General features: G+C 74.0%; 23 protein-coding genes. 8 read left to right on the top strand and 15 right to left on the bottom strand.

Features of this window, described 5'->3' with window-relative positions; genetic code table 11:
• Window positions 1–132: 132 nt before the first annotated feature.
• The 5 genes from ACFVTF_RS19350 to eccB all read right to left on the bottom strand — a co-directional run bounded on the left by ACFVTF_RS19350 (window position 133) and on the right by eccB (window position 5254).
• Window positions 133–2544 carry a hypothetical protein gene (locus ACFVTF_RS19350; protein ID WP_387814915.1) on the bottom strand — a complete coding sequence of 804 codons (2412 nt, stop codon included), beginning with the start codon at window positions 2542–2544 and terminating at the stop codon, window positions 133–135.
• Window positions 2545–2634: 90 nt separating this feature from the next.
• The gene (locus ACFVTF_RS19345; protein ID WP_387814913.1) at window positions 2635–3000 is read right to left on the bottom strand and encodes a hypothetical protein; all 366 of its coding nucleotides are present in this window, start codon (window positions 2998–3000) and stop codon (window positions 2635–2637) included.
• 21 nt (window positions 3001–3021) lie between these two features.
• On the bottom strand, window positions 3022–3318 hold the full coding sequence (locus tag ACFVTF_RS19340; protein WP_387814911.1) for a WXG100 family type VII secretion target: 297 nt from the start codon (window positions 3316–3318) through the stop codon (window positions 3022–3024).
• 41 nt (window positions 3319–3359) lie between these two features.
• Complete coding sequence (locus ACFVTF_RS19335; protein WP_387814909.1) at window positions 3360–3671, bottom strand: hypothetical protein; 312 nt, start codon at window positions 3669–3671, stop codon at window positions 3360–3362.
• 104 nt (window positions 3672–3775) lie between these two features.
• Window positions 3776–5254, bottom strand: coding sequence for a type VII secretion protein EccB (eccB, locus tag ACFVTF_RS19330; protein ID WP_387814907.1), 1479 nt, complete (start codon window positions 5252–5254; stop codon window positions 3776–3778).
• 268 nt (window positions 5255–5522) lie between these two features.
• Here eccB and ACFVTF_RS19325 point away from each other — a divergent pair, with 268 nt between their 5' ends.
• A complete protein-coding gene (locus tag ACFVTF_RS19325) occupies window positions 5523–8642 on the top strand; it encodes a phosphocholine-specific phospholipase C (RefSeq protein WP_387814905.1) in 3120 nt (1039 codons plus the stop codon).
• A 126-nt stretch (window positions 8643–8768) separates the two neighbouring features.
• Here the strand turns inward: ACFVTF_RS19325 and ACFVTF_RS19320 are convergent, their stop codons facing one another.
• Window positions 8769–9968 (bottom strand): agmatine deiminase family protein, encoded by a 1200-nt coding sequence (locus tag ACFVTF_RS19320; RefSeq protein WP_387814903.1) that lies wholly within the window; start codon window positions 9966–9968, stop codon window positions 8769–8771.
• Between the two features lie 195 nt (window positions 9969–10163).
• Here ACFVTF_RS19320 and ACFVTF_RS19315 point away from each other — a divergent pair, with 195 nt between their 5' ends.
• Window positions 10164–10742: a TetR/AcrR family transcriptional regulator gene (locus ACFVTF_RS19315; RefSeq protein WP_371521960.1), complete on the top strand. Its 579-nt coding sequence runs from the start codon at window positions 10164–10166 to the stop codon at window positions 10740–10742.
• 39 nt (window positions 10743–10781) lie between these two features.
• Here the strand turns inward: ACFVTF_RS19315 and ACFVTF_RS19310 are convergent, their stop codons facing one another.
• From ACFVTF_RS19310 to ACFVTF_RS19300, 3 genes are all read right to left on the bottom strand, one after another.
• The gene (locus ACFVTF_RS19310) at window positions 10782–11978 is read right to left on the bottom strand and encodes an agmatine/peptidylarginine deiminase (protein ID WP_387814940.1); all 1197 of its coding nucleotides are present in this window, start codon (window positions 11976–11978) and stop codon (window positions 10782–10784) included.
• A 186-nt stretch (window positions 11979–12164) separates the two neighbouring features.
• The gene (locus ACFVTF_RS19305; protein ID WP_387814901.1) at window positions 12165–13283 is read right to left on the bottom strand and encodes an agmatine/peptidylarginine deiminase; all 1119 of its coding nucleotides are present in this window, start codon (window positions 13281–13283) and stop codon (window positions 12165–12167) included.
• A 204-nt stretch (window positions 13284–13487) separates the two neighbouring features.
• Complete coding sequence (locus tag ACFVTF_RS19300) at window positions 13488–14042, bottom strand: TetR/AcrR family transcriptional regulator (RefSeq protein WP_063350538.1); 555 nt, start codon at window positions 14040–14042, stop codon at window positions 13488–13490.
• A 321-nt stretch (window positions 14043–14363) separates the two neighbouring features.
• Here ACFVTF_RS19300 and ACFVTF_RS19295 point away from each other — a divergent pair, with 321 nt between their 5' ends.
• The 3 genes from ACFVTF_RS19295 to ACFVTF_RS19285 all read left to right on the top strand — a co-directional run bounded on the left by ACFVTF_RS19295 (window position 14364) and on the right by ACFVTF_RS19285 (window position 17665).
• Window positions 14364–16013 carry a serine/threonine-protein kinase gene (locus tag ACFVTF_RS19295; protein ID WP_387814899.1) on the top strand — a complete coding sequence of 550 codons (1650 nt, stop codon included), beginning with the start codon at window positions 14364–14366 and terminating at the stop codon, window positions 16011–16013.
• 110 nt (window positions 16014–16123) lie between these two features.
• A complete protein-coding gene (locus ACFVTF_RS19290; RefSeq protein ID WP_387814897.1) occupies window positions 16124–16627 on the top strand; it encodes a DinB family protein in 504 nt (167 codons plus the stop codon).
• Between the two features lie 129 nt (window positions 16628–16756).
• Window positions 16757–17665: a phosphotransferase family protein gene (locus ACFVTF_RS19285; RefSeq protein ID WP_387814895.1), complete on the top strand. Its 909-nt coding sequence runs from the start codon at window positions 16757–16759 to the stop codon at window positions 17663–17665.
• Between the two features lie 21 nt (window positions 17666–17686).
• Here ACFVTF_RS19285 and ACFVTF_RS19280 read toward each other — a convergent pair whose 3' ends face one another.
• The 3 genes from ACFVTF_RS19280 to ACFVTF_RS19270 are packed head-to-tail and all read right to left on the bottom strand — an operon-like array spanning window position 17687 to window position 19855.
• Window positions 17687–18088 carry a pyridoxamine 5'-phosphate oxidase family protein gene (locus ACFVTF_RS19280; RefSeq protein WP_387814893.1) on the bottom strand — a complete coding sequence of 134 codons (402 nt, stop codon included), beginning with the start codon at window positions 18086–18088 and terminating at the stop codon, window positions 17687–17689.
• A 55-nt stretch (window positions 18089–18143) separates the two neighbouring features.
• Entirely contained in the window at window positions 18144–18773 is a 630-nt protein-coding gene (locus ACFVTF_RS19275) for an MBL fold metallo-hydrolase (RefSeq protein WP_371521948.1), read from the bottom strand.
• The gene (locus tag ACFVTF_RS19270) at window positions 18770–19855 is read right to left on the bottom strand and encodes an S-(hydroxymethyl)mycothiol dehydrogenase (RefSeq protein ID WP_387814890.1); all 1086 of its coding nucleotides are present in this window, start codon (window positions 19853–19855) and stop codon (window positions 18770–18772) included. Before ACFVTF_RS19270 ends, ACFVTF_RS19275 begins: the two co-directional genes overlap by 4 nt.
• Before the next feature lie 656 nt (window positions 19856–20511).
• On the opposite strand from ACFVTF_RS19270, the gene ACFVTF_RS19265 reads away from it, so the two are divergent.
• The 3 genes from ACFVTF_RS19265 to ACFVTF_RS19255 all read left to right on the top strand — a co-directional run bounded on the left by ACFVTF_RS19265 (window position 20512) and on the right by ACFVTF_RS19255 (window position 23306).
• Window positions 20512–21729 (top strand): cytochrome P450, encoded by a 1218-nt coding sequence (locus ACFVTF_RS19265; RefSeq protein WP_387814888.1) that lies wholly within the window; start codon window positions 20512–20514, stop codon window positions 21727–21729.
• Complete coding sequence (locus ACFVTF_RS19260) at window positions 21726–21989, top strand: ferredoxin (protein WP_079136117.1); 264 nt, start codon at window positions 21726–21728, stop codon at window positions 21987–21989. The genes ACFVTF_RS19265 and ACFVTF_RS19260 overlap by 4 nt, the downstream gene beginning before the upstream one ends.
• A gap of 132 nt (window positions 21990–22121) precedes the next feature.
• Window positions 22122–23306: an MFS transporter gene (locus ACFVTF_RS19255; RefSeq protein WP_387814886.1), complete on the top strand. Its 1185-nt coding sequence runs from the start codon at window positions 22122–22124 to the stop codon at window positions 23304–23306.
• Here ACFVTF_RS19255 and ACFVTF_RS19250 read toward each other — a convergent pair.
• The 3 genes from ACFVTF_RS19250 to ACFVTF_RS19240 form a co-directional block, all read right to left on the bottom strand.
• Window positions 23287–24192: a LysR family transcriptional regulator gene (locus ACFVTF_RS19250; RefSeq protein WP_387814884.1), complete on the bottom strand. Its 906-nt coding sequence runs from the start codon at window positions 24190–24192 to the stop codon at window positions 23287–23289. The two genes, ACFVTF_RS19255 and ACFVTF_RS19250, sit on opposite strands and share 20 nt — an antisense overlap.
• Window positions 24193–24201: 9 nt before the next feature.
• Complete coding sequence (locus ACFVTF_RS19245) at window positions 24202–25470, bottom strand: phosphotransferase family protein (RefSeq protein WP_387814882.1); 1269 nt, start codon at window positions 25468–25470, stop codon at window positions 24202–24204.
• Between the two features lie 83 nt (window positions 25471–25553).
• A complete protein-coding gene (locus ACFVTF_RS19240; RefSeq protein WP_371521934.1) occupies window positions 25554–26411 on the bottom strand; it encodes a PhzF family phenazine biosynthesis protein in 858 nt (285 codons plus the stop codon).
• Window positions 26412–26480 lie beyond the last annotated feature (69 nt).

The following is a 26480-nucleotide window of genomic DNA, read 5'->3' as shown; positions in this document are numbered from 1 at the left end:
CGTCCCGAATCCCGATGACGCGTCCCGGGCCTACGGGGGTGAGGCCCGGGACGCGTCGGCTCGTGGGGTCGTACGGTTCTCTCTACGGACGGGCGGGGTCCTGCGGTTCGACCGCCGGCGCGAATCGCCCGGTCAGCGGCCGATGACGCCCGTCACGGCGCCCGAGTCGGTGCCCCAGACCTCCTCGTCCTCGGCCAGCCAGGTGGTGCGCTGCCGTTCCTTCTCCCCCTGACCGCCCGCGCCCGCGCCCGCACCGGCGCCCATCGGCGGCATCATGGGGCCGCCGCCACCGGTGGTGGAGACCCCCCGGCCCATCAGCTGGGCCTCCTCGCCGGCCAGCCCGGCCGCTGACGCCCGCTCGGCCGCCATGGTGCGGGAGGCCATGGCCTCCTCGGCGGCCGTCGCCCCCTTGTCGATGCCCAGGGCGGAGGCCAGGCGGTCGCTGACGCCGATGCGCGGCGGCCCCTGAGCGGCGATGCCGCCCATGGTCTTGGGGCCGGAGCCCTGGCCGCTGAAGGGCTCGCCGAACAGGTCGGTGCCGCTCTTGAGGGAGCTCGAACCGCCGGAACCGCCGAAGGAGATTCCGCCGCCGCCGAGCGAGCTCGGCAGGCCGGTCCAGCTGCTGCCACTGCCGCCGCTGCCGCCTCCCCCACCGACGACGAGCCCGCCGCCCCGCCCGGAGAGCGCGTGCTCCTCGTCGGACAGCAGCTGCTCGAACTGCGAGACGGGCCGACCGCTCGCGGTGCGGACGGTGCCGTCCGCGTCGATCTTGTCGTCCTTGCGGAGCACCACCGGGTTGCCGTTGGAGTCCTTCAGCAGGTTGCCCTCGGGGGTGGTGACGGTGCCGTCGTCGTTGATCTTCGACCCCGGCGGCACCTTGAACGCCGTGTTGGAGGTCGATCCGCCCCCCGAACTGCCCGACCCGCCCGACCCGCCCGATCCCGTGGTCGGCTGGCCCACCACGGTGCCCACCGGCACGTGCCGGGGCTTGCCGTCCTTGTCGAGGAGCGGCTTGCCGTCGGGGCCGATGAGTTCGCCCTTGTCGTTGACCTTCGTCCCCGGCGGGACGTACATCGGCTTGCCGTCCTTGTCGAGGAGCGGCTTGCCGTCCTTGTCGAGCAGCGGTGCCTGGCCGTTGCCGCCGCCGATCCCCCCGATGCCACCGATTCCGCCGATGCCACCGGTCCCGGTGCCACCGCCCTTGCCGCCGGTGCCGCCGCCTCCGCCACCGATCCCGCCGGGCTTCGGCGGCGGGGGGCCGGTGTCGATCTTCGGCGGCGGCGGACCGCCGATGCCGCCGTCCTTCGGGCCGTTCTTGTCGTCCTTCGGTCCGTCAGTGCCGCCGGGCCCCTTGTCGGGGCTGTCCTTCGGGGGGTCCACCTTGTCCGGGGCCAGGTCCATGTTCGGGGCCGCGAACGACATCAGGACCTTGGACGCGGCCTCGTAGGCGGTGGCGAGGGCGGTCCCGGCGTCGGTGGCCGCCTTGTCGAGCGTCTTGACCACCTCGTCCGTCCACTGCTTGGTCGCCGCGTTGTTCAGGACCGTGGCGAAGGCGGCGACCGATGCGGTTCCGGTGGAACCGCTCGTCATGCTCGTGGTGCCGCCGCTGACCGTGGCCTCGTACGAGGCCTGGTTGTTGTACGTCGTCGGGTAGCGGACCGCCGTCAGCTTCTGGACTTCCTGCGTGAACGCGTAGTGGATGCACAGGTCCGGCCAGGCGTAGGTGGCGTGCTTGTCCGGGTCGTCGTTCTTCTTGTACGCCCACGAGCCCGTGGGGTCCGTCAAGGCGCTGTACCCGCGCCAGGGGTTGTACCCGTCGTTGTACATGTTCTGCTGGACCTTGACCAGCGCCTCGCCGGCCGCCTTCAGCTTGTCGGCGATGCTGGTGCCCGGGGCCGGCGCGGGGGCGTCGTCCTTGAACGCGTCGAGGTCGCCGCTGAGTCGGTAGTGCAGCGTCCTGAACTCGTTCTGCAGCCCGACCAGGACCTCCTTGAACCGGCCGGCCGCACTGCCCTGGAAGTCGCTGCCCGCGCCGTCCACGGACTCGGCCCACTGGTGGATCTTCGCCCGGTTGTCCGCGAAGAACGTGTCCACCAGGGCGAGGATCCGCGCCGCCTCGATCAGCGTCTTGTAGTTCGTGTTGTCGTTCCCCGGGCCCCCCTGGAAGATGGCCCCGCCCAGGATCTCTCCGGGGTCGGTGTGGAACCGGTGCAGCACGCTCCCCGACGTGCCGGAGGGCGTGTTGTCGAAGAAGGGCCAGTTGTAGGTCACGCCCAGGATCGTGGTGTATTGGGTGGTGCTGCTGCTGGGGTCGCCGTAGTCCCACTCCGCCCACATGTCGTAGCCGGCGTTGTTGGTGGGCAGGCCGTCCTTCTTCTTGCGCAGGTTGTTGTTGTACCGGGAGTCCGTCACCAGCTCCTGCCCGGTGATCCACGGCTGCCCCGTGACGTCCGTCCGTTTCACGATGGCGCTGTGGTCCGACCCCGCGAACGCCTCCAGCATCTGTTCCCAGGTGTACGTGACCTTGGGCGGCTCGTCCGCCATGGTTTCCTCCGAACGCGGTGACACGGGTCAGGACAACGGTGTGCCGTCGGATCGGGCGGACCCACAACCGCCCGATCCGACGACGGGCCCTCACTTGGGCGGGGTGGGAGCTCCGGTGACTCCGCCGAGCACGTCCTTGAGGACGTCCATCATCTGGGCCTCCGACAGGGCTTCGCCGTCACCGAGGTGCAGCTTCTCCCGCGCCTTGATCAGGTCGAGCACGATCTTGTCGACGTCGCCCCGGATGGCCTCGATCGATTCGCCCACGCTCTTGGAGAAGGCCTCGAAGTTGGTCTTCAGGGCCTTCGTCGCGGGGAACGATTCCCGGCCGGGCTTCAGCGCCGGCACCTCGGTCCAGGACGTCTTCTGGCCGTTGACATCCTGTTCGAAGGTGTTCAGATCCTTCACGAAGGTCTCCAGACCTTCGACCGTCACCTTGATCGTCGTTTCACCCATGGTCGCGCGCCCCCGCCCGGACTAGAACTGCTTGCCGGCGTTGTAGTCCGATTCCGTCATGATGTCGTGCATCTTGGTGAGCGTGCCCGCCGCGGCCTCGATGTCCTTGTCCATCTGCGACTCGTTGGCCGCGACGACCCGGGAGAGCTCCTCGAAGGCGGTGGCGGCGACACCCTGGAAGTGCCCGCCGTCGATCACGCCCCTCAGCTTGCCCATGAGTTCTTCCAGGTTGCTGTGCATCAGGTTGCCGGCCTGCCGGAGCTCGGCCGCCGACTGCTCGACCGTCTCGTGGTGGAGCTGGATGTTTCCGAAGTCCATCGGTTCGCTTTCCCTAGTCTTCCTGCTCTTCCGACGGGTCCTCAGGCGCCCTGGAGCCCGTTGTAGATGCCGTCCGCGGCGTGCGCCCGGGCATCGTTCTCGGCCTGGGTGAGGATCTGGTTGGCGCCCTGGGTGGACTGGACGAAGTTCTCGAAGGCACCGATGACCTTCTGGTAGCGCTGCATCCAGTCATCGACCTTCGACTGGAACATGTCGCTAGCGCCGGAGATGTAGCCGGCGGCGAGCTCCTCCTTGATCCGCTCGACCGTGCGGCCGGCGGTCACCATGTTCTCGATCTGCTGCTCCAGGCTCGCAAGAACCTGGCGGATCGCCTCGTCTTCCTTCGTCAACATGGACGGTGTGCCCACGGCATGCTCCCTTCCCTGCACGAGCGGGGCGCGACTGCGACCCCGCACACGTTCCTGACCGACTCAACGGGCTCGCGAGACCGGGTGGTTCAGCTGCACGGGGCCGAACCGGGCGCGACCGTCGCACCAGCCGCCGACGGTGCGGCCGTCGACGTGGCGGCGGCCCCGTCGGCCACCGCCGCCGGATCCAGGAGCGGCCCGGCGGGGAGCAGCCCGACCACCGGGGCGGGCACCGAAACCGGCGTGGCACCCCCGTAGCCGAGCTGTTTGGCGACGGCCGCCGAGGGCAGCGGGTACCGCACCCCCGCCTCGGTGACCAGGTACTCGGTGTTGCCCGTGCCCGCGCCGGAGACCACCTTGACCAGGGCCCCGCGCCCGGGCCGGACGGAGATCCGGTCGGCCACCGCGCAGCCGCTGCCCACCGCGCCCGCCGGAGCGGTCGGCGGGCGGCCGGTGTCCGCCCCGGCCGCGTCCAGGAGGGTGATCGCGGTGACCGGGGAGCCGGCACCGGTGTGCAGGTCGGCGCAGACCCCCTCGCCGTGCAGCGGGGTGACCAGGGTCGGCGGCGTCTCGGGCAGTCCCGCGGCCGGGGCCCCGCCCGGCGCGGTGTGAGCGGCCAGATCGACCGGGCCGATCAGCGCGGGCGCCGGGGCGTTGTTCGCGTACGCCTCCTTCTGGGTGCGCGGATCGCCGCGCAGCAGCTCGTACAGCGTCGTGGTGAGGGGGGCCAGGCCGTCCTTGGTGAGCAGGTAGTGCGCACCGCCGGCGACGTCGAAGAGCTGGCCGATCCGGGTCGGCTTCCCGGCCAGCACCGGGCCGTCGCCGCCGCGCCCGGGCACGGCGGGAGCGGCGAGGTCCGGGCCGGCGGGCAGCGCGTTCAGCACCCCGGCCGGGACGGGGAAGGGCGTCGCCCCGCCGTAGCCGAGCGCCTGCAGGGCCTGGTTGGCGGTGTCGACGCGCAGTCGCTGGCCCTGCCAGAGCAGGTGCACCGTCCCGTCCGGGAGGGAGACCAGCACGGCCTGATTCGGGGTCAGCGCCTTGCCCTCCTTGACCGGGTCCATCAGCAGGCCCAGCCGGGGTGCGGGGGCGCCGGTCGGGCCGGGCTGGACGGTCCCGCACACCAGCCAGGTGCCGCCCGAGAGTTCGGCGGCCGGCGGCAGCCCGTCGGGGGCGCCGACGATCCCGACCGGAGCGCCGCGCGGCACGTCCGCGAGCGACGCCCGGCCGACCTGGGCGACCGCCATCTGGTCGCCGGCCACCAGCCGGGCGCTGGTGTCGTTCAGCACCGGGTGCAGCTGCCCGCCCACGAACAGGTAGCGGGCGCCCGTCTCCTCCACCACCACGAGCGTGCCGGGCTTCGTCCAGCCGGCGTCGCCGCCGGGCTTGATGACCCCGTACACCACGACCCCGAGCCCGATCAGGACGGCCACGGCCAGTCCGGTCGTGGTGCCCCGGGTGGTCCGCCCGGTGGGGGTGTCCGGCGCGTCGGGCTCGGCCCGCAGCATGCCGGAGGCCAGCCTGCTCATCACGAACAGGTGCGCCTGCACCTGGTCGCGTCGGGACTGCATCCAGTTCCTCCCCGGGGTCCGGGCGCGCCGCTTCCGCGCCCCCACCCCGGTGCTACGGCCCAAAGGGGCGCGGAAGTTCACCGGACCTCGTCGACCGCGGTTCTCCGTGGCTCGACGTCAAGTCAAGTTGTCTGTACAGCTACGGGCCCCTTGGCGGACATCGGATCGTCATCGAACTCCCCGGCCCCGGTCACCTCGGTCGCTTAGAAACATGACTGGTCCGGGTCGAACCGATGGTCCGGCGCCCGTCAGCAAGGAGCCCCACCCGATGAGTCCGATGCCCGAACTGTCGCGCCGCAGCCTGCTCGGCGGCGCGGCGGCGGCCGCCGTGCTGTCCGCCCTCCCGATCAGCGTCCAGGAGGCGCTCGCCGCGCCGGCCAAGCCCGGGCGGCTGGCGGACATCCAGCACGTCGTGGTGCTGATGCAGGAGAACCGCGCGTTCGACCACTACTTCGGCACCCTGGCGGGCGTCCGCGGCTTCGGCGACCGGACGGCGGTGCGCGGGGTCAACGGGCGCTCGGTGTTCCACCAGCCCGACCCGGGCCGCAAGGAGGGCCACCTGCTGCCCTTCCCGATGAACGCCGCGCACACCAGCGCCTACCAGCAGGGCGCGCCCGCCTTCGGCTTCGTGGACTCGATGAAGGCCTGGAACGACGGCCTCGCCGACGGCTCGGTCACCCGCCGCTCCGGCGGCTGGCTCGGCCAGGGCTACTACGAGAGCGCCGACATGCCCTTCTACCACGCGCTCGCCTCGGTGTTCACCACCTGTGACGCCTACTACGCGTCCGTCCAGTGCAACACCAACACCAACCGCGAACACCTGATGACCGGGACCAGCGGCGGCACCGTGCGGGACACCCCGGTGACCGACAACACCGAGATCCCCGGCGGCTACGAGTGGACCACCTACGCCGAGCGCCTGGAGCGGGCCGGCGTCAGCTGGAAGACCTACCAGGCGCTGGACAACTTCGACGACAACGCGCTCGCCTGGTTCGCCCCCTTCGTCAAGGCCAAGCCCGGCGAGCCGCTGTACGAGCGCGGCATGCGGGCCGTCGGCGACCCGGCGAAGAAGAACGACCCGTTCGCGATGGGCGACGCCCTGGTCGACGCCTTCGCCGCCGACGTCCAGGCCGACCAGCTGCCGCAGGTGTCCTGGATCGTCGCCCCGGCCGCGCTCTCCGAGCACGCCAACTACGCGCCGCCGAACGGCGAGCACCTCACCGCCCGGCTGCTGGCCGCCCTGGCGGCGAAGCCCGAGGTGTGGCAGAAGACCGTCTTCATCCTCAACTACGACGAGCACGGCGGCTTCTTCGACCACCAGCTGCCGCCCGTCCCGCCGCTGGCCACCGGGCGCGGCAAGTCGACCGTGCCGGTGGACGGCGAGGTCGTCGTCCGCGTCAGCAAGGGCTCCGCCACCTACCACCGGGTCGTCGGTCAGGACGGCAGGTACCGGGTCAAGGCCGCGGACGGCTCGCTCACCTGGTCCGACACCCTGCCGGCGGGCGAGACCCTGGTCTCCGGCCCGTACCCGATGGGCCTGGGCGTGCGGGTGCCGATGGTCGTGGTCTCGCCGTGGACCCGCGGCGGGGTCGTCGACTCCACCGTCTACGACCACACCTCGGTGCTGCGCTTCCTGGAGCAGCGCTTCGGCGTCCAGGAGCCCAACATCAGCCCGTGGCGGCGCACCGTCTGCGGCGACCTCACCAACGTCTTCGACTTCTCCGGCCGCAACCCGGCCTGGCCGCAGCTGCCCGACACCAGCGGCAACCGGCAGAAGGTCGTCGACACCGGCAAGCTCCCCGCCCCCACCGTGCCCAGCCCGCAGGCCTTCCCGCAGCAGCAGCGCGGCACCCGGTCGGCCCGCCCGGCGCCCTACGACCTGCTGGTCAAGCCCCGGCTGAAGGGCGGCGAGCTCACCCTCGACCTGGTCAACCAGGGCCGCCAGGGCGCGGTGTTCGCCGTCTACCCGGCACCGGGCGACGCGCCCCGGCACTACACCGTCGGCGCGAAGAGCCGGCTCTCCGACGTCTGGACGGTCGGCCCGGAGGGCTACGACCTGCGCGTGCACGGCCCCAACGGCGCGCTGTGGCACCTGCGCGGCGACGCCGCCGCCACGTACGAGGTGTCGCTGTCGGAGGAGCGCAACGGCAAGGTCCTCGAAGTCGACGTGATCAACCGCTCGCGCACCGCCCAGACCTTCCTGGTCGGCGACCTCGCCTACGGCGACGGGCTGCGCGAGGTGCGGGTCGCGGCCGGCGACGACCGGACCGTCAACGTCGCGGTCCGGCCCGAGGGCTGGTACGACGTCGCGGTGGCCGTCCGCGGGGACCTCACCTTCCGCCGCCGGATCGCCGGCCGCTTCCCCTGGGACGACCGGACGGTCACCGACCCGGCCCTGGGCCTGGCCGACCCGCTCGCCGTGGACGTCGCCCTCGGGGCGGCCTCCGGCACCATCGACGAGCCCGTCCTGCTGCCCGGCCGCCCGGCCCGGGTCTCGGCCGTGCTCACCGCGACCGCCGCGCTCACCGCCGTCGAGGCGCAGCCGGTCGTCCCGCCGGGCTGGACGGTCACCGCCGTCACCGCGCCGCCCGCCGCGCTCGCCGCCGGTGCCACCGCCACCGCCGTCTGGGAGGTCACCCCGCCCGCCCAGCTGCCGGACGGCGCCACCCACCGGATCCTGGTCACCGCCCGGGCGCTGGCCGGCGACCGCTTCGCCATCGCCGACGGCGAACTCGCCGCCCGCCCGGCCCCCGTGATGGCCGGCCACCTGCTGGGCGAGGACTTCGAGTCGCTGGCCGGCGCGCTCCAGCCGCAGGACGGCGTGCTCGGCTGGACGGCACAGGCGCCGCAGGGCTGGTCGGTGGTCAACGCCCCCGGCATGCCGCAGGGCACCGTCCGTCTCCAGGGCTGGACCTTCCACACCAAGCGGGAGTGGTCCACCCCGGCCGGGCAGGACCGCGGCAACTTCACCCGCGGCCTGGGCATCCTCGCCGTCGCCGACCCGGACGACTGGGACGACACCGGCTCCCCCTCCCGCAAGGGCGTCTTCGACTCCACGCTCGTCTCCCCCGCCGTCCGCCTCCCGGCCGGCGCCGACACCCTGTACCTGGCCTTCGACTCGCACTACCGGCAGGAGGCCCCGCAGAAGGCGTCCGTCACCGCCGTGTTCGACAACGGCACGGAGACCCGCCTGGTGTTCTACAGCTCCGACGCCACCGGCAACGACAACGCCGGCAAGGACGTCCAGAACACCCTGGTCACCCGCCGCCTCGCCGTCCCGGCGGGGGCGCAGGCGGTGACGCTGAAGTTCCGGATGTACGACGCGGGCAACAACTGGTACTGGGCGGTCGACCACATCCGCCTGGACAGCCGGCCGATCACGGGCTGACCGTCCGGGAACGGCCCGATCGGCCGTGCCGTGCCGCCCCTGCTCTCGGGGCTCGGCGCGGCGCGGCCGATCGGGCCGCCACATCGGTCCGGCACATCGGTCCGGCCGATCGCTCCGGCAGATCGGTCAGGCCGGGCCCGAGGAGCCGGCGGAGGCCCCGGCGGCCTCGGGCTGCTGCTGGGTCGAGCAGTGGATGCCGCCACCGCCGGCCGCGATGGCGTTGATGCCCACCGGGACGATCTCGCGGCCGGGGTGGAGGTCGGCCAGCACGCCCGCCGCCCGGTCGTCGGAGGCCTTGTCCCCGAACTGGGGCATGATCACGGCCCCGTTGACGACGTAGTAGTTGAGGTAGGTGGCCAGGAAGTCCTTGCCCCGGTCCGGCTGCCCGGTGAGGTCGGGTTCGGCGAGTTCCACGATCCGCGGCTTGCGGCCCTTGGCGTCGGTGGTGGAGCCGAGCACCTGCAAGGCCTGGTCGGAGGCGCGGGACCAGATGTCCGGCGGCGTGTCGGGGCCGGGGCGGTGGATGACGACCACGCCCGGCTCCGCGAACCGGGCCAGGGCGTCGATGTGGCAGTCGGTGATGTCCTGCCCGGCCACGCCGGCGAACCAGATGACCTTCTGGACGCCGAACAGGTCCTTCAGGGCCCCCTCGATCTGGTCGCGGCTCGTGCCCGGGTTGCGGTTCGAGTTGACCCACGAGCTCTCGGTGGCCATCAGGGTGCCCTCGCCGTCGACCTCGATCGCGCCGCCCTCGCCGGTGATCGGTGCCTGGATGCGCCGGATCCCGTAGTGGTCGAGGAGGTTCCGGGCGACCTTCGCGTCGTTGTCGTGGGTCTGCTTGCCGCCCCAGCCGTTGAAGTTGAGGTCGACGCCGGCCAGTCCTGCCGGGCCGGTGACGAAGGTCGGACCGGTGTCGCGGGCCCACAGGTCGTCCACCGCCAGGTCGAGGACCTCGACGCTGGAGCCGCACAGCTGCCGGGCCGCGGCGCTCTGGTCCGGGCGGGCCATCAGCACCACCGGTTCGAACCGGGCGACGGCCTGCGCGATGTGCGCGATGTCCTGGCGGACGGCGGGCAGTTGGTCGCCCCACACCGAATCGAGGGCCGGCCAGGCCATGAACGTCCTGGTGTGGGGGCGCCACTCGGCCGGCATGGCGTACGACGCCGCGGCGCTCGCGGCTCCGCCCGTGCCCGTGCCGGCGGCCGTGGTCGGCTCGTCCTTCGGGGACGAGGCCCCCGACGAACCGCAGCCTTCCACCATCGCGACCAAGGCCGCGACCGCCCCGGAGCGCAGCACGGCCCGGCGGGACAGGGCGGGTTCTCTCATGGCAGGTCCCCTCGTCGACACGGATTCCACCCCGAAGCGGGCGATATCCGACAGTAGGGGTGGCCGGCGGATCCGTCGGCGAGCCCGCGCGGCGCCGATCGGGCGAATCAGGCGATCCGCCGGGGCGGGAGGCCGGTGGATGCCTCTCGGTCTAGACTGAAAGTTCAGTCAACATTTCGAGTACAGTGGACCACCATGCCAGACCGTCGAACAGAGATACTCAGAGCGGCCACAAGGCTCATCGCACGACGCGGCGTACGCGGACTGCGGGTGGGGGAACTGGCGGCCGAGGCCGGGGTGTCGACCTCGCTGATCTACTACCACTTCACCGACCGCGCCGGGATCCTGCGCGAGACCCTGGAGTTCATCGGCGAACGTGCCGACCGCTACACCGCCGAGCCGGAGCCCGGCGCGCCCGCGGACGACCCCTGGAGCGAACTGGCCCAGGCCCTGCTGCTGGAGCTCCAGGACTCCACCGAGGTCCGCGAGAACAGCACCGCCTGGGGCGAGTTGCGGGCGAGCGCGGTCTTCGAGTCCCGCCTCCGCGAGGACCTGGCCAGGGCCACCCACACCTGGGTGCACGAGATCGCCGGCCTGCTCGGCCGCGCCCACCCGTTCGGCACCGCGCCCGCGCACGCCGCCTCCGCCGAACGCCTCACCGCGCTCCTGGAGGGCCTCAGCACCCGGTGGCTGAGCGGCTCCCTGCCGCTCGACCGCGCGCGCAGCCTGCTCGGCGAGGCGATCGGCGCGGAGATCGCGGGCTGGCGCGCCTAGGCGCGCGTCCTCGACCCCCGTCCCGCCCGGGAGCAGCGGTCAGGACTCCGGCGTGCCGGGCTGGTCGTGGGTCGAGCAGTGGATCCCGCCGCCGCCGGAGGCGATGTCGTCGATCCTCACCGGGACGATGTCGCGGCCGGGGAAGTGGTCGCGCAGGATCTGCTGGGCCCGGTCGTCGGCCTTGGCGTCCCCGAAGCGCGGCAGGAACAGCGACTTGTTGGCGACGTAGAAGTTGATGTACGAGGACACGAACGCGTCGCCGCGGCCGGTGATCCGGTCCGGATCGGGCTGCGGGAGGTCGATCACCTGCAACGGCCTGCCGTGGGCGTCGGTGGCGGTCCTGAGGACCTCGCGCGCCTGGGCCGCGGAGCGGGACCAGACGTCGGCGGGCGCGCCGGGGAAGGGCTGGTCCAGCAGGACGACCCCGGGGGCGGCGAAGCGCACCAGGCAGTCCACGTGCGCGTCCGTGATGTCCTGGTCGCGCACGCCGGCGAACCAGATCACCTTGGTCACGCCGAGGGCCGTCTTGAGCTCGGCCTCGATCTCGTCCCGGCTCCTGCCCGGGTTGCGGCGCTGGTTGACCACCGAGCTCTCGGTGACCATCAGCGTCCCCTGCCCGTCCGTCTCGAACGAGCCGCCCTCCGCGACGACCGACGTGCGGATCCGCTCGATCCCGTACCGGCCGAGGACGGCGGCGGCCAGCGCCGTGTCGTTGCCGTGCTCCTTCTGCTTGTTGCCCCAGCCGCTGAAGTTGAAGTCGACGCCCTTCGGCTTTCCGGCCTCCTCGACGAACACCGGCACGGTGTCGCGGGCCCACAGGTCGTCGACGGGCAGCGCGACGACCTCGACGTCCTTGCCGCACGCGCTCTGCGCCGCGTCCACCTGGGCCTGGCGGGCGAACATCACGACCGGTTCGTAGCCCCCGACGGCGCGGGCCAGCCGTGCGATGTCCTGGCGGACGTCCGGGAGCTGGTCGCCCCAGATACCCGTGGACGCCGGCCAGGCCATGAAGGTGCGGGCGTGGCTCTCCCACTCCGCGCCGAACCTGCGCCCCGGCGTCGCGCCCGCCCCGCCGGAGGCGGACGGCTGGGGCGCCTCCGGCGCCGACGGCTGGGACGTGCCCGGCGCGGACGGCTCCGAGGAGCCCGAGGGAGCCGCCGCCCCGGGCCCGTCCGACGGGGCGCAGGCCGCGGCGCCGAGCGTCAGCAGGCCGGCGCCGGCCACGGCGCGCAGCATCGTGCGGCGGGACGGGACGGACGGGCTGGACGGGGTGGACCGGGAGGAGGAAGCGGGCGGGGTCGGGTTGAACACGGAACGCTCCGGCGGGACGAGGGCGCGGGACAGCGCGGGCGGGCGGCGGACAGCGGGCGGCGGACAGCGGACAGCGGACAGCGGGCAGCGGGCAGCGGGGTACGGCTGCGGCTACGGCAGGGGTTCCTGCATCGTGGAGCAGTGGATGCCGCCGCCCCCGGCCATCAGGCGGTCGACGTCGAGCTGGACGACCTCGCGCCCGGGGAAGGCCTCGGCGAGGGTGCGCCGGGCGGCCTCGTCCTTGTACACGTCGCCGAACTGGGCGGCGATCACGCCCCCGTTGACGACGTGGAAGTTCAGGTACGAGTCGACGAACTTCGAGTCGCGCGAGCGGACGGTGTCGGGGCCGTCCACCCGGATCACCTGGAGCCGGCGGCCCCTGGCGTCGGTGGCCCGGGAGAGGATGTCGAACTGCTCCCGGGCGTCCCGGGCCCAGACGTCGTGGCGGTCCGCCGGGGGCAGTTGCACCAGGACGACGCCCGGCCGGACGAACCGGGAGGTGACGTCGATGTGGTCGTCGGTGATGTCCTGGCCCTTGATCCCGGGGACCCAGATCATCTTGTCCGCGCCGTACACCTCCAGGACGGCCTCCTCGATCTCGTCCCGGCTCATGCCCCGGTTGCGGTTCTTGTTGACCAGGCTGCTCTCGGTGGCCATCAGGGTGCCGTCGCCGTCGGTCTCGACCGAGCCGCCCTCACCGACGAACTCCGCGTAGGAGAAGGGGAGTCGGAGCATCCCGGCGATGCCGCGCGCGACCTCGGCGTCGTCCCGGTGGGTCTGCTTGCCGCCCCAGCCGTTGAAGTTGAGGCCGACGGCGTCGAGCCGCCCGTAGCCGTCGCGCCGGAACACCGGGGCGGTGTCCCGCATCCAGAGGTCGTCGGTGGGGACGGCGTCCGTCACGGTGACGGCGGATCCGCACAGGGCCTGGGCCTCCCGGACGCTGTAGTCGTCCGGGGCGCACATGACCACCGGCTCGAAGCGGGCGATGGTCCGGGCGATGAGCGCGATGTCCTGCTGGACACCCGCCAGCTGCCGGCCCCAGACGGACTTGCGGGACGGCCAGGACATCCAGGTGCGGGCGTGCGGGACGTCGTCGCGGTCCACCCACCACTGCGGGAGCCCGGCCTCGCCGGCGTACGGCAGCCCGTGCTCCGCCTGGTGCGGGGGCTGGGGCGGGGCCCCGAAGAGGCGGTCGAACAGGGAGCGGTTGTCACCGTGGATGTTGCTCATGACGGATCTCCAAATCAAGTATTGCCCACCGAGTGACCGGTGGCCCCGCAGTCGCAACTCTGACATTGACTGAATTTTCAGTCAAGCTCCAGATCATGGAACTGCCCCGCCGACCTCGACACGGGGAAAGGCCCTCCCCGGAAAGGGGCCCGACATGCCGGAAGGCCCCGGGCCGCCTCGCCCGGGGCCGGAACACGACGCGCGCTACCCGCGCAGCCGCTCCACCTCGGCCTCGATCGCGCCGGCCATCAGCTCACGCGCGTGCGCCACCGGCAGGCTGCCGCTGAGCCAACGGACACTCAGCCCCTCCAGCAGCGCGGTCAGCCGCTCGGCCGAGGCCGCCAGGGCGGCGGCCCCGTTCATCGGCCGCACCTGCCCGAGCAGCTCCGCGACCTCCTGGACCCAGACGAGGGTGGCCCGGGCCAGGTCCTCCCGCAGCTCGGGGTCGAACACCGCACTCGCCCGCAGCTCGCCCCAGGCCGTGCTGTTCTCCCGCACCTCGGGGGTGTCCTGGAGCTCCAGCAGCAGCGTCTGCTCCAGCTCGCCCCGGGCGTCCAGCGGCGGCGCGTCCGCCGCGCGCTCCGTCGTGTAGCGCTCGGCCCGGTCGTTGATGAACTCCAGCGTCGCGCGGAGGATCCCCGCGCGGTCCTTGAAGTGGTAGTAGATCAGCGCGGTGGACACCCCCGCCTCCGCCGCCAGTTCCTCCACGCGCAGCCCGCGGACGCCGCGCCGGGCGATGACCCGCGCAGCCGCTTCCATGATCAAGGTTCGACGGTCAGCCACAAGGAATCACCTTACCCGGAGGGGGCACCGACCGACCGGAGGACCCCATTCCTGACTGAAATCCCAGTCGGGGTATGATCCGGTGCGCTTCACGACGCCGGCGTCCGCCCGGGCCCCCGGCCCGACCGCGCGCCGCGCCCTCGCCTTGCGCCGTCCCACCCCGTTCCGCCCCGTCCCACCTTGCCCCACCCCGTTCCGCCCCGTCCCACCTTGCCCCACCCCGTCCCACCGTGCCCCGCCTGCTCCGCCACTCCCCCGTCCCACCCGTCCCACCCGCACGACCCGCTGGGAGCCAGCATGACCGCAGAGCCCTTCGGCGCCCCGTCGCCCACGGCGTTCCAGGCGCTGTCCCCGGACGACCCCCGCGAGGTCGGCGGCTACCGCCTCTGCGCGCGGCTCGGCGCGGGCGGCATGGGCCTCGTCTACCTGGCCTACACCCCCGGCGGGCGGCCGGTCGCGCTCAAGGTCGTCCGGCCCGAACTCGCCGAGGACCCCGAGTTCCGGCACCGCTTCGCCCAGGAGGTCGCCAGCGCCCGGCGCATCCACGGCCTCTACACCGCCCAGGTGGTCGACGCGGGCACCGACGCCGCCACTCCCTGGCTGGCCACCACCTTCGTGCCCGGCCCCTCCCTCCAGCAGGTCGTCCAGCACCACGGACCGCTGCCCGAACGGACCGTCCTGCTGCTCCTCGCCGGCATCGCCGAGGCCCTCCAGGCGATCCACGCGGCGGGCGTCGTCCACCGCGACCTCAAGCCCGGCAACGTCCTCGTCGCCGCCGACGGCCCCCGCGTCATCGACTTCGGCATCGCCCGGGCCGCCGACGCCAGCCCGCTCACCGGCATCGGCCTGCGGATCGGCTCGCCCGGCTTCATGGCCCCCGAACAGGCCCTCGGCCTGTCCGCCGCCCCGGCGACCGACGTCTTCGCGCTGGGCGCCCTGATCGCCTACGTCGGCTCCGGCACTCCCCCCTTCGGCGACGGGCCCGAGCCCGCCTCGCTGTACCGGGCGGTGCACGAGGAGCCCGACCTCTCCCAGCTGCCGCCCGGACTGCACGAACTGGTCCGGCTCTGCCTGGCCAAGCGCCCCGAGGACCGGCCGGGCACCGCCGAGCTGATCGAGGCCGCCCGCCGGCACCCCGCCACCGGCGGCGAACTCCGCTTCTCCGACGACTGGCTGCCCCAGCAGGTCAGCAGCGCGATCCGCCGCCACAGCGACCTGCCGACCACGCCCGGCACACCCGCCCCGCCCGCCACCGTCCTCTCCCCGGCCCGGGCCGCGGCCGACGCCCCGACCACGTTCGGCCTCCCCGCCCCGCCGCCCACCCGGCTGCAACCGGCCCCCGCCGGACCCGGGCCCGCCGCCCCCGCGCGCCGGCGCACCCGTACCCGTACCGTGCTCCTGACCACCGCCGCCCTCCTCGTCGGCGCCGCGGCCGCGTTCGTCCTGCTCGATCCCGAGTACCTGGACGACCTCGACGACCAGAACGTCGCCGCCGGCCTCGCCCCGTCCGCCGGCGCCGCCACGACCACCCCGTCCGCCCCGGCCCCGGCCACCACCGCCGCCACGGCGGCCGCCGGGTACACCGCCGTCCACACCGACCTCGAACTCACCTCCCCCGACCCGAGCTACGAGTTCGACCTCAAGGCCGGGAAGGTCACCGCCCAGGACGCCTCCACCTGGTACCTGGGCCGCCACGCCGGCGAGTTCTACCTCCCCGAGGACAGCGACGCCTACGTCGCGCCGACCGGCCGGCTCACCCTCCCCGACTGCGTCAAGGGCGTCGAGACCCAGCCGGTCTCCACCCTGCCCTTCAACGCCCTGCGCACCGACCGCAGCTTCTGCGTCCGCGCCCAGGGCGGCCAGGACATCGCCATCGTCCGCGTCCTCGCCACGGCCGACGACGGCCCGGTGCGGATCTCGCTCACCTCCTACCACCGCTCCGCCTGACGCGGCGCCACCCCCCGGGCGGACGGCCCCGCTCCGCGCGCAGGCGTGGCCGGCCGGGGCCCGGCCGCCGGCCCGGCGGCACTGTCGGTGGCGGCTGGTACGGTCCGCCCATGATGAAGCGCGTACCGTTCACCGGTGCTGAGAAGGAGAGTCTGCACGTCGCCCTCGACCGGCACCGTGACGCGGTGCTGTGGAAGCTCGACGGCCTGGACGACGAGCAGCTGCGGCGGCCGATGACCCCGTCGGGGACGAACCTGCTGGGCCTGGTCAAGCACCTGGGGGGTGCCGAACTGGGCTGGTTCTGCGCGACGTTCGGCCGCGAGACGGGGCCCCTGCCCTTCGACGTGGAGGCCGACGAGACCTCCGACATGAGGGTGGAGCCGCACGAGTCCACCGAGGACGTCCTGGTGTTCTACGCCCGCGCCCGCGCCGCCGCCGACCAGGTGATCGGCGAGCTCGACCTCGACGACCTGGGCACGTCCTGGTTCGGCGACGCCGTGTCGCTGCGCTGGGTGCTCATCCACATGGTCACGGAGACGACGCGGCACGCGGGCCACATGGACATCCTGCGCGAACTCCTCGACGGCGCGGCCGGCGACCACAACCGGGGCTGAGCCGGGCCGGAGCCGCGCCCACGCCATCCCGCGCCGACTCCGGTGAACGCCTGACGTGCCCGCCCGGCGCCTTCACACTGGTGGTGAAGGCGCAGGCCGGCCTGCGACCGCGAAACCCCGAAGGTGCACATGAGTGAGCGATTCGCCGCGTTGGACGACGTGGCCGAGCGGTGGGGCCTGAGCGGCCTGGAACTCGTCGGCAAGGGCCTGGAGTTCTCCGTGTTCCGGGCACAGGGGCGGGACGGCCGGCCCGTCGCGGTGCGGCTCGCGCGCCGGCGGTTCGAGTCGAACGCCAACGACCCCCACGTGGACACCCGCACCCTGCTCCGGCAGGAGTACGCCATCGCGGAGCACCTGGCCGCCCACGGCCTGCCGGTCGCGCAGCCGAGGGAGCTCGTCCTGGCGGACGACCCGGCCGCCCCCGACGTGCTGCTGTCCGCCTACGTCCCCGACGACGGCTCGGACCTCGACTCCTTCGAGCTGGGCCACCTCCTCGCGCGGCTCCACCGGGTGCCGCCGCCGCGGCTGAGGCCCGTCGCGGCGGAGGGTACCGGCACGGCGGCGGCCATCGCCGCACGCATCGGGCGCCGCTGGGCCGAGATCGGCCGCCGCGTCGACGACTGGCCCGAGCCGCCGGCCGCTTCCCTGATCGCCGGGCACCTCGCCGGTTGCACCGAGGACAGCCTGCTGCACCTCGACGTGCGCAGCGCCAACATCCGCCGCCACCAGGGGCGGGCGGTCGCCCTGCTCGACTGGTCGAACGCCCTGCTCGGGCCGCCGGCCCTGGAGTTCGGCCGACTCGTCGAGTACGCCCGGTACCCGGAGAACGGCCTCGACCCGGCGGCGGTCCGCAGCGGGTACGCGAGGACGGCGACCGCCCCGGCCGACGACGATCCGTGCCTGGTCGTGGGCCGGCTGGACGCCGCGCTGATGCTGGCGCTCGTCTTCCTCTCCGAGGCGCCCGACTCCGGCCGGGGCCCGGCGGCGGCCGACCACGCCCGCGAGCTCGCGCTCGGGATGGGCGCGCGCCACGCGTGAGGAAGCCCGGGAGCAGGGCTCTCAGGGCCGGCCGAGGACGCGGTCGACGGCGATCTCGATGACCACCCGGTCCGGGTTCGCCCGGGGCTCGCGGTAGCGCTCGGTGTAGCGCCGCTCGGCGTCGGAGACCTGCTCCGGCTCGTCCCGGACGACGGCCACGCCCTCCAGGGTCGACCAGCGCGCCCGGTCCACCTGGCAGACCGCGACCCGCAGGCCCTGCGGGCCGGCCGCCGCCACGTTGCGGGCCTTGCGGCTGGTGCGGCTGGTGATCACCCGGGCCGTCCCGGTCTCCGGCTGGTACGTCACGCCGACCGGCACCACGTGCGGCGAGCCGTCCGGGCGGGCGGTGGTCAGGGTGGCGATGTGACGCTCGCGCCAGAAGGCGAGGAAGGCGTCGTCGAGGTCGCGTGGATCATGGGCCATGATCGCGATGCTACGGCCCCCGGAGCGCGCGCCGCGCTCCGGGGGCCGTTCGTCGTCAGTGCCCGCGGGCGATCCACTCCGGCAGGGCCGGGGCCTCGGCGCCGATGGTGGTCGGGTCGCCGTGGCCGGTGCGGACCACCGTCTCGGCCGGGAGCGACAGCAGCCGCTCACGGATCGAGTCGATGATCGTCGGGAAGTGCGAGAACGACCGGCCGGTCGCGCCCGGGCCCCCGTGGAACAGGGTGTCACCGGTGAAGACGGTGCCGAGCTCCGGCGCGTACAGGCAGACCGCGCCCGGGGCGTGGCCCGGGGTGTGCAGGACGGTCAGCTCGGTGCCGGCCACCTCGATCCGCTGCCCGTCGGCGAGTTCGCCGTCCGGGAGGCGCTCGGGGTGGGTGAGCTTCCACAGCGGAAGGTCGTCCGGGTGCAGCAGGATCGGCGCGCCGGTGCGGGCCGCGAGGGCCGGGGCGGCGTCGATGTGGTCGTTGTGCGCGTGGGTGGAGACGATCGCCAGCAGCCGGCGCCCGCCGAGCGCGGCCTCGATCGCGTCGGCGTCGTGCGCGGCGTCGATCACCACCGCCTGCTCGTCGTCGCCGACGATCCAGACGTTGTTCTCCACCTCCCAGCTGCCGCCGTCGAGTTCGAAGGTCCCGGCGGTGACCAGCCGGTCGATGCGCGCGGTCACAGGACCACGACCGAACGGAGCACGTCGCCCTGGTGCATGCGCTCGAACGCCTGCTCCACCGCGTCGAGTTCGATGGTCTCGGTGACGAACGCACCGAGGTCCAGGCGACCCTGGAGGTGGAGGTCGATCAGCATCGGGAAGTCCCGCGAGGGCAGGCAGTCGCCGTACCAGGAGGACTTCAGCGCGCCGCCGCGGCCGAACACGTCGAGCAGCGGCAGCTCCAGCGTCATCTCCGGCGTGGGCACGCCGACCAGGACGACGGTGCCGGCCAGGTCGCGGGCGTAGAAGGCCTGCTTGTAGGTCTCCGGGCGGCCGACCGCCTCGACCACCACGTCCGCGCCGTTGCCGCCGGTCAGCTCCCGGATCGCCTCGACCGGGTCGGTGTTGCGGGAGTTGACGGTGTGGGTGGCGCCGAGCTTGCGGGCCGTCTCCAGCTTGCGGTCGTCGATGTCGACGGCGATGATCTTCGACGCGCCCGCCAGCCGCGAGCCCATCACGGCCGCGCCGCCGACGCCGCCGACGCCGATCACCGCGACCGAGTCGCCGCGGCCGACGCCCCCGGTGTTGATGGCGGCGCCGATGCCCGCCATCACACCGCAGCCCAGCAGGCCGGCGACGGCCGGCGAGGCCGCCGGGTCGACCTTGGTGCACTGGCCGGCCGCGACCAGGGTCTTCTCGGCGAACGCGCCGATCCCCAGCGCCGGGGACAGCTCGGTGCCGTCCAGCAGCGTCATCTTCTGCTTGGCGTTGTGGGTGTTGAAGCAGTACTGCGCGCGGCCGCGCCGGCAGGCGCGACACTGGCCGCACACCGCGCGCCAGTTGAGGACGACGAAGTCGCCCGGCTCGACCTCGGTGACGCCCTCGCCGACCGACTCGACGATGCCCGCCGCCTCGTGCCCGAGGAGGAACGGGAACTCGTCGTTGATGCCGCCCTCGCGGTAATGGAGGTCGGTGTGGCAGACCCCACAGGCCTGGATCTTGACCACCGCCTCGCCCGGCCCCGGGTCCGGCACCACGATCGTGGTCACCTCCACGGGCGCGCCCTTGGCGCGCGCGATGACTGCCTTGACCTGCTGGGCCATCCGATTCCACCTCCGTCGGCCGATGCGGCTCTGCACCGGCGTGACCTGCGACAAACGACTGCCCACGAAGCGTAGCGCCCGTAGCGACGGGCGCCGACGGGGCGGGCCCGGTGATCCGGCTCACCGCACCGGCCGCGAGGGCGTCATATGCCGTCGAGATACCCGCCGGACCCCCGGCGCGGCCCGCAGGGCAGGGCGCGCGGGCGGTGCCGAGCGCCCGTCAGCGTGCCTCGAAGTGCCCGGAAAGGAGCGCCGTTGGCTGGAAGTGCCGCTGACGCGCGCGCCGCCGCCCACGTACGGTCGTAGCAGAGGCGGTCCACGCGACCACGCTCAGCACATCCGCCCCACCCGACGGTGCGCCACCGCGCGCCGTCCGCGCCGAGGCGTACCGACCGTACGCCGTCGCACGATTCGCGCCATCCCCCGTTCCGGTCCGCGTTCGCCTCCGCTTCCGCCTTCGATCCGCCCTTCGCCCCACCCGATCCGCCGTTCGTCCTGATCCGCCGCACCACCCGCTCCGCCGTTCGTCCCGGTCCGCCGATCCCGGCCCGGGCCGAGCCGCCCGCCGGCCCGCCCCACCCGTCCCCGCACCATCCCGGTTCCACCCCCCGTCGGGCCGTCACGCGCGGCCCCCCGCCCTGGAGTCTGGAGTACGGATGTCCGCCGAGAACAGTGCGACCGGTGCCGGAACCGGCACCGTCCCGCTCATCCCGATGCACTGCCTGCGCCGCCTGGAGCCCGGCCCGCCCCGGCTCGCCGCGCTGCCCACCGGCACGCCCGTCTGGCTGGTCAGCCGCCACGCGGACGTGCGGCAGGTGCTGACCGACCCGCGCCTGGGCCGCGCCCCGCTCTACGCTCCGGACGCCCCGCCGATCGCCCTCATCCCGAACATCCTCGACAGCCCGCAGGGGCTGCTGAACATCGACGGCACCGAGCACCAGCGGCTGCGCCGCACCGTGCAGCGGGCCTTCACGCCGCGCGCGATCGCCCGCTGGCGGCCCTGGGTCGCCTCGGTGGTCGAGGCCCTGATCGACGAGATGATCGACCACGGCTCCCCCACCGACATCGTGGCCGGCTACAGCCGCAAGCTGCCCGTCCAGGTGATCACCCGGCTGATGGGGCTCGACAACCTGGACGGCAAGAAGCTGTCGCACTGGAGCGACCACGCGCTCTCCGCCACCGCCTACACGGCCGAGGAGATCGCCACCGCCATGGCCGAGTTCGCCGGCTTCGGCGCCGCGGTGATCGCCGAACGCCGCGCCGACCCCGGCGAGGACCTGGTCAGCAGCCTGCTGGCGGCCGCGGCCGAGGACGGCTCGATCACCGAGGAGCAGTTGGTCACGCTGGTCATCGGCCTCGTCGTGGCCGGCCACGAGACCACCATGACGAGCCTCGGCAACGCGCTGGTCTACCTGCTCACCGAGGACCGCGAGGCCTGGCAGCGGCTCTCCTCCGACGAGGCCAGCGCGACCGCCGCGACCGAGCAGATCCTGCGCGCCGTCCCGCTCGGCGACGGCCAGCACCTGCCCGGCCTGCTGCGCCGCACCATCGAGGACGTCGAGATCGGCGGGGTGGTCATCCCGGCGGGCAGCGTCGTCGCCGCCGACACCGTCGCCGCCAACCAGGACCCGACGGTCTTCACCGGGGACCTGCTCACCGAGCTGTTCTCCCCGCTGGCCGCGCCGATGCTGACCTTCGGCGCCGGGCCGCACCACTGCCTGGGCGCCTGGCTGGCCCGGATGGAGCTCGAACTCGCCCTGCACCGCCTGGCCCGCCGGCTGCCCTCGCTGCGCCTGACCGGGCCGGTCGAGGAGATCGACTGGCGGCGGGGCCTGCTCACCCGCAGCCCCGATTCCCTCCAGGTCGCCTGGTGACGGCCACCCCGGGGACGGGCGCCGACGCGGTGGTCGTCCGGGTCGACCGGGACCGCTGCATCGGCTCCGGGATGTGCGCCCTGAGCGCCCCCGGCTCGCTGGCGCTCGGCGCCGACGGGCTGGCCGAGCCGGTGGCCGACTACGCGGCCGACGGCGCCGAGCTGACGGAGGCACTGGCCGACGCGGTCGACTTCTGCCCGGTCGAGGCGCTGACCCTCTACTCGGCCGCGGGCGGCTACCGGATCGCCCCGGCGGAGTGACCGCGCCCCGGCGCCGTCCGCCGCACCATGGCGGACGGCGCCGGGGGTGTTCCCGGATCGATGAGCCTGGCTAATCGACGGATGAGCTCATCGATCTTGTTCCGCCCTCGGCGCGGCTGATGGGCTGGCCCCATGACCGACGCCGACACCCTCGCTCCCCCGGCCGCCCCCGGCAGCCCGCCCCGCTGGGCACCGATCACCGCCGTGGCCCTCGCCACCTTCACCGTGGTCTCCGCCGAGATGATGCCCGTGGGACTGCTGACCCCCGTCTCGAAGACCCTCGGCGTCTCCGACGGCGTCACCGGGCTCTCCCTGACCATCACCGGGCTCCTCGCCGCCGCCCTGTCCCCGTTCGTTCCCGCGCTCATCGGGCTCCGGGACCGCAAGCACGTGCTGGTCGCCTTCATGCTGCTGCTGTCGCTGGCCAACGCGCTCACCGCACTCGCCCCCAGCTACCCCGTGCTGGCCGCCGGCCGCGTCCTGCTCGGCCTCGCGATGGGCGTCGTGTGGGGCATCACCGCGGGGCTCGGCCCACGCCTCGCCGACGGGCCCCGGATCGCGCTCGCCACCACGCTGATCTTCTCCGGCGTCTCCATCGCCTCGGTGCTCGGCGTCCCCCTGGGCACCTACCTCGCGGCGCTGCTCGGCTGGCGCTCCGCGTTCTGGGCCCTCGCCCTGCTCGGCGCGGTGTCCGCCGCCGTCCTCGCCCGCACGCTCCCCGCCCTCCCCGTCCACGAGCGCGGCCGGCTCGACGGGATCGCGGACGCGCTGCGCAGCCGGGGCGTCGCCGCCGGACTCGCCGTCACGGCGCTGGTCGTGCTCGGCCACTTCACCGGCTACACGTACGTACGGCCGGTGCTCGAACTCGACGCCGGCCTGAGCAGCGGCGTCATCGCCGCCTGCCTGCTGGTCTACGGACTGGCCGGCGTCGCCGGGAACTTCACCCTCGGCCCGGCGGCCGGCCGGCACCCCAAGGCGGCCGTGACCACCGCCCTCGCGGGCGTCGCGCTCGCCACCGCCCTCCTGCCGCTCCTCACCTGGAGCGTGGTGGCGGTGCTGATCGCGCTCGTCGTCTGGGGCGCCTCGTACGGCGGGGTCTCGATCTCCACCCAGACCTGGGTCCGGATCGCCGACCCCGCCCGGATCGAGGCCTCGGCGGCGCTGTGGGCGGGCGTGTTCAACGCGAGCATCGCGCTGGGCTCGCTCGCCGGCGGGCTGGTCATCGACCGGGCCGGGACCCACGCCGTGCTCCTCACGGCGGCGCTGGTCACGGCGGCCGGACTGCTGCTCGCCGCCGTCACGCGCCCACGGCGGTGAGCGCCCGCACGAAGGCCCCGGCCAGCGGGTGCGGCGGGCGCTCGCCCTGCACCACCAGCAGCGTGGACGGCTCCAGGTCCGGCACCGGCAGATAGCGGATGTCCGGCCGCTGGACGTACGCCGTGCTCGCCTCGCACAGCAGCAGCCCCAGGCGGGTGCTGGCCACCGTCGACAGCCCCTCCTGGAGCGTGGCCGCACCCGCCGGGTAGGCCAGCTCCCGCCCGTCCGGCGTCCGCCGCGGGGCGTTCGCCCGGCGCCAGTAGTCCGGGGCGGGCCCACGCGGTTCGATCAGCGCCAGCCCGGCCAGTTCGTCCGCGGAGACGCTCGCCGCCCCGACCAGCCGGTGCCCGGCGGAGAGGGCGACGTACATCGGCTGCCGCGAGAACTCCAGCAGCACCCGCAGGCCGTCCTCCCGGCACGGGGACAGCACGATGGCCAGGTCGATCTCGCCCCGGCCCAGGTGGGAGAACGGATCGCCCCAGGACAGTTCGACGAGCTGGGCCGCCCCCTCCGCGAGGCCCGCGATCGCCCTGGCCACCGGCTCGTACACGGCGCACTGGAACCCCAGGCGCAGCGGCCGGTCCGTCGAGGCGGCCCGGGCGCGGGCCGCCTCGAAGCCCGCCCGGAGCCGGTCGACGGCGGGCACCACCTGCTCGGCCAGCTCGCGCCCCAGCTCGGTCAACTCGACCCGTCGGCTGGTCCGTTCGAACACCGGGGCGCCGACCCGGCCCTCCAGCCGCTTGATCAGCTGGGAGACCCGGCCCTGCGAGACTCCCAGCAGCTGCGCCGTCCGCCCGAAGTGCAACTGGCGCACCAGGACGGAGAAGCACTCCAGCTCCTGGAGCGGCAGCTCCGGGAGCACGGGGCCTGGCGTCGTCCGATCCACCCCGGCAGTCTAGGTGTTCCGACCTGTGAGGTCGGGAACGCCGCAGGCCAGTGCCGCGCGCAGCTCGGCGGCCGGGTCGCCCGCGTGGTACGGGCGTTCGCTCTCCTCGATGTGGTCCAGGAACTCCTGGTAGCGCAGCGCGTAGGACAGGTGGTACAGCGGCTCGACCAGCTTCAGCGCGCGCCACGGCCGGGATCCGGGCGCGTGCTCGCTCCAGGCCTTCAGCCAGACCTCGACGAAGTGCTGCCAGCGCTCCGGCGCGAGGTAGGCGCGCGGGCGCAGCCCGTCCAGGGCGGGGTGGCCGAGGCAGGAGTCGGCGTAGTCGACGACCACCGGACGCTCGCCGTCGGAGCGCCAGTTGCCGGGGTGGAAGTCGCCGTGCACCAGGGTCTCGGGGAGGCCGCAGGCCGCCAACTCCTCCAGCAGTGCCGGCAGTTCGGCGACCAGTCGGCGGACGTCGGCCAGTTCCCCGGGCGTCAGGTCGGTCTCGCCGGGGAGCCGGTCGAGCAGCGCCTGTGCCTGGGCGAGCACGGTGCGGGGCGTCCGGTCGCGCAGCCCGGCCTTCACCGCTCGCCCGTCGGCGGCCAGCGCCGCCTGGGCGGCGACCAGCCGGGGCACCACCTCCTCGACGGTGTCGAGGGACGGCGACCAGCAGTCCTCGCCGGGCACGTGGTCCAGCAGCAGCCGCCCGCCCGCCGGGTCGGCGGCCAGCACCGGCGGCACGAGGCCCGGGTCGACGCCGCCGAGCAGCGCGATCACCTCGTCCTCCCGGGCGTTGAAGGCGGGCGTCGTGGTCTTCAGCCAGGCGTCGCGGCCGGTGGCCGTCGGGAGGCGGAGGAGGCCCGACAGGTTCCAGGTCCGGATCTGCCGCGCCGGGCCGGCGACCGGACGGCCGGCCCCGGCCAGCTCCGCCTCCGCCCAGGCCAGCGCCTCCCCCAGCCCGGCCGGCGTGGCCCAGGCCGCGCGGCGCTCGGCGGGGCCGAGCAGCGCGGCCGTCCCGGCGTCCAGCGGCCGGGCCTCGACGGCCGTCGGCCGCTCCAGCGCCTCGGCGTGGTACCACACCCGGCCGCCGTGCCCGCCGTGCCCGCCCTGCTCGCTCCGCCCCTCCACCAGCCGCAGCACCAGCACCGGCACCCCGGCGAGTTCGGCCACCCGCGCGCCCACCCCGTCCACCGACGACCACCACCCGCCCGCCGCCTGGAACGGGCCCACGGGTCCGAAGTACTCGGCCCCGTGGGTGAGATGGACCGTGACGGTGCGTTCGCTCGCTCGCTGCATCCGGGCAGCTTCGCCCACCCGGGCCCGGTGTGCGAGCGAATTTCCGGACGCCCCGGGCCGGGACCGGGACGATCGCGTTCGCGCTACGGGATCGCCACCGCCGCGCCGGACACCCTGATCCGGGCGTCCCCCGTCCGCAGTTCGACGTGGAGCACGCCCGGGCGGCCCAGGTCCTCGCCCTGATGGAGGGTCAGCACCGCCGGGGCCGCCGCCGCGCCCTGCTCCCGCAGGTAGGCGCCGAAGGCGGCCGCGGCGGCGCCGGTGGCCGGGTCCTCGACGACGCCGCCGACCGGGAAGGGGTTGCGGACGTGGAAGACGTCCCGGGCCTCGCGCCAGACGAGTTGGAGGGTCACCAGGTCGCGGGCCCGGGTGTAGGCGGCGAGGCCGTCGAAGTCGTAGTCGAGGCGGGCCAGGCGGTCGCGGCCGGCGGCGGCGAGGACGAGGTGGCGGGCGCCGGCGTAGGCGATCCGGGGCGGCAGGGTCGGGTCGAGGTCGGTGCGGGCCCAGCCGAGCAGGGCGAGGACCTCGTCGACGTCGGCCTCGGTCACGTCCTCCACCTGCGGCTCGACGCTGGTCAGGGTGGCGCGCAGCACGCCCTCCGCGTCCTGGTCGACCTGGACGGGGACTTCGCCCGCGGCCGTCGTGAAGACGTACTGCCCGGGGCCGGTGCGGGCGGCGAGCGCGACGGCGGAGGCGACCGTGGCGTGGCCGCAGAACGGCACCTCGGTGAGCGGGCTGAAGTACCGGACTCCGTAGGCGCCTTCGGTCGCTCCCGCGGTCAGGAAGGCCGTCTCGGAGTAGCCGAGCTCGGCGGCGATGGCGAGCATCCGCTCGTCGGTCAGGCCTGCGGCGTCGAGTACGACGCCCGCCGGGTTGCCGCCCTCGGGGCGGGTGGTGAAGGCGGCGTAGCGCAGGATGCGGGGTGAGGCGTCGTCGGTCATGCCCGGACGAACGCGTTCCGCTCCCCCGCTGTTCCCGCTCACCTGTTCCCGGCCCGCCGGTCCGCCGGT

The organism is Kitasatospora sp. NPDC057940 (assembly GCF_042887425.1).
GTDB lineage: Bacteria > Actinomycetota > Actinomycetes > Streptomycetales > Streptomycetaceae > Kitasatospora.
This window is presented reverse-complemented; position numbering and strand designations above follow the sequence as displayed.